Source organism: Pseudomonas turukhanskensis (genome assembly GCF_027922365.1).
GTDB lineage: Bacteria > Pseudomonadota > Gammaproteobacteria > Pseudomonadales > Pseudomonadaceae > Aquipseudomonas > Aquipseudomonas turukhanskensis.
In genome coordinates, this window is sequence record NZ_BSFN01000010.1 from 46169 (window position 1) to 54123 (window position 7955).

The 7955-nt window shown below is 60.4% G+C and carries 9 protein-coding genes; 5 read left to right on the top strand and 4 right to left on the bottom strand.

Annotated features, from left to right (window positions below):
• Positions 1 to 48: 48 nt before the first annotated feature.
• Positions 49 to 2550: a glycogen/starch/alpha-glucan phosphorylase gene (locus PKE98_RS16870; protein WP_271196490.1), complete on the top strand. Its 2502-nt coding sequence runs from the start codon at positions 49 to 51 to the stop codon at positions 2548 to 2550.
• A 127-nt stretch (positions 2551 to 2677) separates the two neighbouring features.
• On the opposite strand, the gene PKE98_RS16875 is transcribed toward PKE98_RS16870, so the two are convergent.
• The 4 genes from PKE98_RS16875 to PKE98_RS16890 are packed head-to-tail and all read right to left on the bottom strand — an operon-like array spanning position 2678 to position 4177.
• A complete protein-coding gene (locus PKE98_RS16875; RefSeq protein WP_271196491.1) occupies positions 2678 to 3091 on the bottom strand; it encodes a hypothetical protein in 414 nt (137 codons plus the stop codon).
• A gap of 12 nt (positions 3092 to 3103) precedes the next feature.
• The gene (locus PKE98_RS16880) at positions 3104 to 3283 is read right to left on the bottom strand and encodes a hypothetical protein (RefSeq protein ID WP_271196492.1); all 180 of its coding nucleotides are present in this window, start codon (positions 3281 to 3283) and stop codon (positions 3104 to 3106) included.
• A 19-nt stretch (positions 3284 to 3302) separates the two neighbouring features.
• Positions 3303 to 3905 (bottom strand): NAD(P)H-binding protein, encoded by a 603-nt coding sequence (locus tag PKE98_RS16885; RefSeq protein ID WP_271196493.1) that lies wholly within the window; start codon positions 3903 to 3905, stop codon positions 3303 to 3305.
• A gap of 53 nt (positions 3906 to 3958) precedes the next feature.
• Positions 3959 to 4177, bottom strand: a complete 219-nt coding sequence (locus PKE98_RS16890; protein WP_271196494.1) for a hypothetical protein — start codon at positions 4175 to 4177, stop codon at positions 3959 to 3961.
• A gap of 226 nt (positions 4178 to 4403) precedes the next feature.
• Between PKE98_RS16890 and PKE98_RS26950 the strand changes: the two genes are divergently transcribed.
• From PKE98_RS26950 to PKE98_RS16905, 4 genes are all read left to right on the top strand, one after another.
• A complete protein-coding gene (locus tag PKE98_RS26950) occupies positions 4404 to 4556 on the top strand; it encodes a PSPA7_2676 family Cys-rich small protein (protein WP_309298760.1) in 153 nt (50 codons plus the stop codon).
• On the top strand, positions 4553 to 5062 hold the full coding sequence (locus PKE98_RS16895) for an MgtC/SapB family protein (protein ID WP_309298761.1): 510 nt from the start codon (positions 4553 to 4555) through the stop codon (positions 5060 to 5062). The genes PKE98_RS26950 and PKE98_RS16895 overlap by 4 nt, the downstream gene beginning before the upstream one ends.
• A gap of 154 nt (positions 5063 to 5216) precedes the next feature.
• Positions 5217 to 5609, top strand: a complete 393-nt coding sequence (locus tag PKE98_RS16900) for a DUF2946 domain-containing protein (RefSeq protein ID WP_309298762.1) — start codon at positions 5217 to 5219, stop codon at positions 5607 to 5609.
• A gap of 98 nt (positions 5610 to 5707) precedes the next feature.
• Positions 5708 to 7783: a TonB-dependent copper receptor gene (locus tag PKE98_RS16905; RefSeq protein WP_271196495.1), complete on the top strand. Its 2076-nt coding sequence runs from the start codon at positions 5708 to 5710 to the stop codon at positions 7781 to 7783.
• Positions 7784 to 7955: the final 172 nt, after the last annotated feature.

Below are 7955 nucleotides of genomic sequence, written 5' to 3' on the forward strand. Positions count from 1 at the left end.
GGGCTGCATCCGCTCGCGCTCAATTTATCTGACCGAGGCACGCTTCCCATGTCCGCTGAACCCAACTCCGCTGCAAAGCAAAAAGACGCGCCCACCTCCCACGCCAGCCCCGACGTGCAAGCCTTCAAGCACAGTATTCTCGCCAAGCTCAAATATGCAGTCGGTAAAGACCCCGCCAACGCCTATATCCACGACTGGTTCGAGGCCATTGCCCTGGCCGCCCGCGACCACCTGGTGGACAACTGGGAAGAGTCCGAAGCGCGGGTGGATCGCAAGCAGCAGAAACGCGTGTATTACCTTTCGCTGGAGTTTTTGATCGGCCGCTTGCTGGTGGACTGCCTGAGTAACCTGGGGCTGCTGGAAACCGCGAAGGCGGCATTGGCCGAGCTCGATGTGGATATCGAACGTATCCGCGAAGTGGAGCCCGACGCTGCATTGGGCAACGGCGGCCTTGGCCGCTTGGCCGCCTGCTTTATGGAAAGCATGGCCACGCTGAATATTGCCGGTCACGGCTACGGCATTCGCTATGAGCATGGCCTGTTTAAACAGGTGATCAGCGATGGCTGGCAGCACGAGCACACGGAAACCTGGCTGGACTTCGGCAACCCTTGGGAGTTCGAACGCCCGGAGGTGAGCTACAACATTGGCTTTGGTGGCAGCGTCAATACCGTCACCGAGCGCAACGACGTCCCGCGTCAGCACTGGCAGCCCACCGAAATTATCCGTGCCATTGCCTATGACACGCCGGTAGTCGGCTGGCGCCGTGCCGGGGTGAATACGCTGCGGCTATGGCGGGCGAGGGCGCTGGAAGACCTGCAACTGGAACGCTTCAACGCCGGGGACCACTTGGGCGCTGTGGCCGATGTGGTGCGGGCCGAAAGTATTTCCCGCGTGTTGTACCCGGCCGATAGCACCGAGGCCGGCCAGGAACTGCGCCTGCGCCAGGAGTACTTCTTTGTTTCGGCCTCGCTACAAGACCTGCTGCACCGGCATATGCGCTTGCATGGCGATATCCATTCGCTGCCGGAAAAGGTCGCTATCCAGCTCAACGATACGCACCCGGCCATCGCCGTCGCCGAGCTGATGCGTCAGTTGGTGGATGTGTACCGTATTGAGTGGTTTGCCGCGTGGGAGCTGAGCGTGGCGACCTTGTCGTACACCAACCACACGCTGCTGCCGGAAGCATTGGAGTCGTGGCCGGTGTCGTTGATGGAACGCCTGCTGCCGCGCCATATGCAGATCATCTACCTGATCAACGCCTACCACATCGACTCGCTGCGGGCGCAAGACATTCACGACTTCGAGCTGCTGCGTTCGGTGTCGCTGATCGACGAAGAACATGGCCGCCGTGTGCGCATGGGTAACCTGGCGTTTCTGGGTTCGCACAGCATCAACGGCGTATCGGCGCTGCATACCGACCTGATGCGCGAGACGGTTTTCCGCGACCTGCATAACCTGTACCCCGACCGCATCCGCAACAAAACCAACGGCGTTACCTTCCGCCGCTGGCTGTACCAAGTGAACCCGCAGCTCACCCAATTGCTGATCGAAAATATCGGCCAGGGCGTGCTCGACAGCCCGGAAAGCTCGCTGATCAAACTCGAACCCTTCGCGGAAAAACCGGCCTTTCGTAAACAGTTCATCGCCCAGCGCCAACACAGCAAAGCGGCATTGGCGCGGCTGGTGAAAGAACGCATGAACATCGACCTCAACACCGAAGCGATCTTCGATGTGCAGGTCAAACGCATTCACGAATACAAACGTCAACTGCTGAACCTGTTGCACACCGTGGCGCTGTACCAGGCCATTCGCAACGATCCGACCACCGACTGGGTGCCGCGGGTGAAAATCTTTGCCGGTAAGGCGGCTGCCAGTTACCACCAGGCCAAGCTGATTATCAAACTGGCCAACGACATCAGCCGCACCATCAACGATGACCCCACTGTGCGTGGTTTGCTCAAAGTTGTGTTTATTCCCAACTACAACGTGAGCCTGGCCGAAACCATCATTCCGGCGGCGGATTTGTCCGAGCAGATTTCCACGGCCGGTATGGAAGCCTCAGGCACCAGCAATATGAAGTTCGCGCTCAATGGCGCGCTGACTATCGGCACCCTGGATGGTGCCAACGTGGAGATGAGTCAACTGATCGGCGCCGAGCATATGTTTATCTTCGGCATGACCGCCCAGGAAGTGAAAGTGCGCATGGGCAATGGCGACTACGACACCATTCACGTGATCAAGAATTCCGAACGGCTTAATGGCGCGTTGGAAGCAATCAGCAAGGGCGTGTTCTCGCCGGATGACCCCGAGCGTTACACCGGCCTGATTGACGGCTTGGTACACCATGACCGCTACATGCTGTGTGCGGACTTCGATTCGTATTGGGACGCGCAACGCAAGGTCGATGAGCTGTGGCAGAACCCCAACCAGTGGTGGCGTTCGGCGGTGCTCAATACGGCGCGTACGGGGTGGTTTTCTTCGGATCGAACGATCCGGGAATACGCTGAGGATATCTGGAAGGCGATGCCGCCGGAGAAGAAGAAAGGCTGACAGGCGGCCCTCACCCCAACCCTCTCCCGCAAGCGGGAGAGGGGGCTTGATCCGTGTTTTTAGCTAATCCGCGGTTTTCCTCCCCTCTCCCGCGTGCGGGAGAGGGGCTGGGGGTGAGGGCGCGCCCCTACCAAAACCCGGCCGGATGCTGCTTGGCAATGTAGTCCGGCTGCAAGCCAAACGCTGTCTGAAAAAACGCCGCCAGCCGCGAGTGCAGCACCATCTGATTGATAGAGGCCAACTTTCCGCGCTGTACGCGGCGCTGGTTGCTCTCGGTGTAAAAATCTTCGTGCAGCACTTTCTGCTGCTCGGGCTCAGCGGTGATGCAGCAACTGTTGAAGCTGGATTCGTCGGGGTAGGCCACCAGCAGACACAACCCCGGGCTGGCTTTCTCGGCACCGTGCAACTCCAGGCGCACCTCAAGCCCGGCCTGCTTGGCGTAGGTTTTGGCTTCTTCGAACAACGGCAACGCGCATTCCTGTAACGCCGTCATAAATGCGTCGAGAAATGCGTGGGTACCAACTGCCTCACTGTCCATCATCAACCTGCATCCTCAATGGCCTAAATGCACGGGCTTGTGCCGTGCCTGTGCCGCACGCATGGCCGGTTTGCTTGGCCGTGCATGATGGCGTTCGTGGTGACGACGGGCGATGCGCAACATCCCCCACAAGGCGGCCGCTGCCACCAGCAGCCAGGTTCCAATCAATAGCAAGATGATGCTTTGCGGTGGCATAACGTCCTCCTTCAGCCGTTCAAGGCTGCGGCATTACATCGACATCAGCGGCCGGGGCAGCAGGGCTGGCTTGGCTATGAATGCGGATCCGTTGGTGCATGTTCTCGGCATGGCACACCTCATCCACTACCTGACTGGCAAAGCTGCCAAGCAAACCGGGTTCCGTGTCGCCGGAGACGGCGTCGAACAGGGTCCATACCACCGGGCTGGCGATCAGGCGGTCTTGCAGCTGTTGCAACGGCTCGGTCAGGCCAGCACTGCCGGCATCCAGCCAGGCGAAGTCACCCACTAATAACAACCGCTTCACGCCGGCAACTGGCAAGCCGTCGAGCAGGGCGGTGACAGCTTTGAAGGTCTGGTGGAACTGCGTGTCGGCCTTGTCAGTGGGCAGCACACAAACCACCGCGTCCTTGCCGGCAATGCTCTGGCTGACGCTGATGGCGTCGTACAAATTGCCCTGAACGGTGCTGAGCCCGGGGCGGGCATCCACTGCGTTCAGATCGTCCAGCACCAGCGTAGTTTCGAACTGACGCGCCAGGGCTTCAACCATCAACGCGTGTCCAACGCTGCTCTGAGCTCCATACACAGCGAGTTTTACGGCAGGAGTTTCGAGATTTTTCATCTAGGCGTACTCGTTTTGGTTGTGGTTGGTTTGGGTAGTTGGGCCTTCAGCTGTCAGGACGCTTGCTTGTGCCCCGGCTCACTCGGACCGCCCTGTTGCCCGGCGCTAACGCTGATGTCCGTGATATCGCTGCTGTTCACCGAGGTGTGCAGCGATTCGACATGGGTACGGGCCTGGCTTGGGGTGAAGGCTTCGCTGGCACTTTCCACCTCCACACTGTGGGCTTGGCCGTGCAACCGGTAATGCACCACAAAGGGATAGTTGCCGCTCATCTCGAGGTGTCCTCCAACGGTGACAGTTATTCAGTTGGGCCCCTGTCAGCGGCAAAGGGTTCAGCTTTTTCGCTGAGTGGCGCTGCCGTCTATCTCAGTGCTTCAAGCGGCTTTTTGGCGGCTATTTGCAGCCAACACCGAAAAAATCGTTAAACCATTCGAGACACTGCCCAGTCGATAATTAGGAGACCTGAACGTGCGGGCTGAACCCGCGGGAGGTAGTGAGATGACCTTTATGTGCTTTTTGAAAGGTTGTACCTGGATGCAGGCGACGCACGAGCTGTTTGGTACCGAGCTGCTGCTATGTCAGTGCTGTTCGCGCTGCGGCGCCCACCGCTACCTACCGGACACGCCGGTTGATTCTGGAGATGCTGCTTGAACATGTGGGAGTCGATTCTCGCGACAATAGTTGGCGAGTTTTCCGATCTCGACGATATCGCCCACACCACCCGAGTTACCCTGCGCATGGCCCTGGCCACGCTGCTCGGCGGGTTACTGGGGTGGGAGCGCGAACAGCACGGCAAGGCCGCCGGTGTTCGTACCCATATGCTGGTGGCCCTGGGCAGTGCGTTGTTTGTAATGACGGCTGAACAGATGGGTGCTGAGCAGGACGCCATGAGCCGGGTGATCCAGGGCGTGGTGGCAGGCATCGGGTTTCTTTGCGCGGGCACCATTCTCAAAGGACGCTCGCCCAGTGAAGTGAAGGGCCTGACCACCGCCGCCGGCATCTGGCTGACGTGCGCCATTGGCATTACCGTCGGTTTGGGACGTGAGGCCACGGCGCTCTTGGGCACGGTGTTTGGCTTGATCGTTCTCAACCTGGTGCCGCACCTGATCAGTCGGTTCGACAAGGAGCATCAGGAGCCGGATGAGCCTGAGAACTAGGCATTCTGGCTAACTCCCGTCGAGGCTGAAGCCTCCTGCAGGGTTCGGTGGTGGGAGGCTGGGCTGGGCGTTTTTGATTTGCTGGTGGCTGTGGCAATCAACCGCGCGCAGCGGCTCTGGAGCGTCGTAAAGCACGGTGCTAAAGTCGCTGCCCATGACCCTGACCCACCCCCAACGCTCCCGCTCGCTGACCGCCTGGCTGCTGTATGCCAGCGTGCTGTTCAGTCTGTTCGCCTGCGGTATTCACCACGGGCAAATGAGCGGCATGAGTTTAAGTGGCCTGGGTGGTGGGTCCTGTACCCTGGCTGGTCACGGAGGGCCGGCCATCGATGCCAGCGGCACCGATCAGCAGCAACCCCATATCGACCAGATGAGTTGCCCGCTATGTTCGTCCTTCGGCCTAGCCGTGGCGCTCAATAGCGCCGGTTGGTCGCTCAGCTATTTTCCGGCGCCTGCCATCACCCGCCACGTCGCCAACACGTGGCCTCAAGCGCCGCCGCGCTATAGCTGGCCTTCGCTTAATCCTCGCGCTTCGCCCTTCGTCTGAACGTCTAGCGACCTGTTTCGGTCGCGCTTTCTTTCTTGTTTCCCCGGCTGTTAACGCCAGGGATCTCTGACGCTCACGTATTGCGCAAGGATTTCACCATGTCGTTCAAACCCTTCTGGCTGCTTGCCACCCTGGCACCGCTGTCTGGCTTGGCTAGCGCCCAGGAAACCAGCGAAACGGTCGCCGAAGACCACACGGCCCATATTCTTCAGGCCGCTATCATCACGGCGGTGCAGCAAAGTTCGCCGCTCACTGTGGTCACCAATCCCAAGGACGCCCGCCAGCCCGTGCCGGCCAGCGACGGTGCTGATTACCTGAAAACCATCCCCGGTTTTTCCGTGGTGCGAAATGGCGGCAGCAATGGCGACCCGGTGCTGCGCGGTATGTTCGGTTCGCGCCTGAACATCCGCACCAACGGCGGCCTGATGATCGGCGCCTGCCCCGGACGCATGGATGCGCCCACGTCCTATATCTCGCCGGAAACCTTCGACAAACTCACCGTTATCAAAGGCCCGCAAACCGTGCTGTGGGGTCCCGGTGCGTCGGCCGGTACGGTGTTGTTCGAACGTGAGCCGGAGCAGTTTTCCAAGTTGGGTGGGCGCTTGAATGGCAGCGTGCTGGCCGGCTCCAACGGCCGCTTCGACAAGGTGCTCGACGGCGCCATCGGCAGCGACCAGGGCTACCTGCGTCTAGTTGGCAACCAGAGCCATTCCGATGACTACCAGGACGGCAACAACGACACCGTGCCCTCGCGCTGGGACAAGTGGAATAGCGACGTGGCGCTTGGCTGGACGCCCGATGCCGACACCCTGATCGAGCTGACCGCCGGCAAAGGCGATGGCCAGGCGCGCTATGCCGGGCGCGGCATGGACGGCAGTCAGTTCAAACGCGAAAGCCTTGGCCTGCGTATCGAAAAGAGCAACCTGGGCGATGTGCTGAGCAAAATCGAAGGGCAGGTGTACTACAACTACGCCGATCACGTGATGGACAACTTCCGTCTGCGCACCCCGGACCCCACCAGCAGCATGCCGATGCCCATGGCCGCCGCCGTCGACCGCCGCACCCTCGGTGGTCGGCTGGCGGCCACCTGGAACTGGACGGATGTGGAACTCATCACCGGCGTTGATGCCCTGCGCAGCGAGCATCGCGAGCGCAGCTCCACTTACGACATGATGACCGCTCGCTACACCGACGCAGACCAATTCCCCTGGAGCAAAGACGCGCTGTTCCACAATTACGGCGCCTTTGCCGAGCTGACCTGGAACGCCGCCGAACGCACCCGCCTGATCAGTGGCGCGCGCCTGGACCGCGCCGAGGCCACCGACTACCGACAAACCGTCGGCATGATGAACATGCCCAACCCGACCGCCGACCAGACCCGGGGCGACACCTTGCCCAGCGGGTTTGTGCGTTACGAATATGACCTGGCTGACTCGCCCACCACCCTTTACGCCGGCCTTGGCCATGCCCAGCGCTTCCCTGACTACTGGGAGCTGTTCTCCCCCACCAATGGCCCGAGTGGCAGCGTCAATGCTTTTGAAGGCGCCAAGCCGGAGAAAACCACGCAGCTGGATGTGGGTGTGCAGTACGGCGGCGATAAGCTGCAGGCCTGGGCCTCGGGGTACGTCGGCCAGGTGCGCGACTACCTGCTGTTCACCTACAGCCCCGGCATGATGGGCGAGAGCACACAGGTGCAGAACATCGATGCGCGCATCATGGGCGGTGAACTGGGCGTGGCGTATCAACTGACCAGCAACTGGAAAACCGATGCCACCCTGGCCTATGCCTGGGGCAAGAACAGCTCCGATGGCCAGGCGCTGCCGCAAATGCCGCCGCTGGAAGCCCGCTTTGGCCTAAATTATGAGCGTGAGGTCTTTAGTGCCGGCGCACTGGGGCGGGTAGTGGCCAGGCAGGGGCGGATCGCCGAAGGGCAGGGCAATGTGGTGGGGCAAGACTTTGCTGAAAGTTCAGGGTTTGGTGTGTTCTCGCTGAACGCGGCGTACCGCATCAGCAAGCAATTCAAAGTCAGCACGGGCGTCGACAACCTGTTTAACAAGGCCTATGCGGAGCACCTGAACCTGGCGGGTAATGCAGGGTTTGGTTACCCGGCTGATGATGTGGCGATCAATGAGCCTGGGCGTACGTTGTGGACCAAAGTGGATTTCAGTTTTTGATCCGGTAATGGAGCAAGGCTCAAGATTCTGGATCCCGGCCTGCGCCGGGATGACGGTTTTTTTCCAACCAGCTCCGTCATCCCGGCGAAGGCTGGGATCCAGAGTCCCAAGTTGGTAATGCAGCCCAAAACGAAGTAATGCCCGGAATGCTGGATCCCGGCCTGCGCCGGGA

What these genes read in the sequence shown, in the direction of transcription:
- PKE98_RS16870 (WP_271196490.1), top strand. Translation starts at nt 49, where the DNA reads ATGTCCGCTGAACCCAACTCCGCTGCAAAGCAAAAAGACGCGCCCACC.
- PKE98_RS16875 (WP_271196491.1), bottom strand. Translation starts at nt 3,091, where the DNA reads ATGATGGACAGTGAGGCAGTTGGTACCCACGCATTTCTCGACGCATTT.
- PKE98_RS16880 (WP_271196492.1), bottom strand. Translation starts at nt 3,283, where the DNA reads ATGCCACCGCAAAGCATCATCTTGCTATTGATTGGAACCTGGCTGCTG.
- PKE98_RS16885 (WP_271196493.1), bottom strand. Translation starts at nt 3,905, where the DNA reads ATGAAAAATCTCGAAACTCCTGCCGTAAAACTCGCTGTGTATGGAGCT.
- PKE98_RS16890 (WP_271196494.1), bottom strand. Translation starts at nt 4,177, where the DNA reads ATGAGCGGCAACTATCCCTTTGTGGTGCATTACCGGTTGCACGGCCAA.
- PKE98_RS26950 (WP_309298760.1), top strand. Translation starts at nt 4,404, where the DNA reads ATGACCTTTATGTGCTTTTTGAAAGGTTGTACCTGGATGCAGGCGACG.
- PKE98_RS16900 (WP_309298762.1), top strand. Translation starts at nt 5,217, where the DNA reads ATGACCCTGACCCACCCCCAACGCTCCCGCTCGCTGACCGCCTGGCTG.
- PKE98_RS16905 (WP_271196495.1), top strand. Translation starts at nt 5,708, where the DNA reads ATGTCGTTCAAACCCTTCTGGCTGCTTGCCACCCTGGCACCGCTGTCT.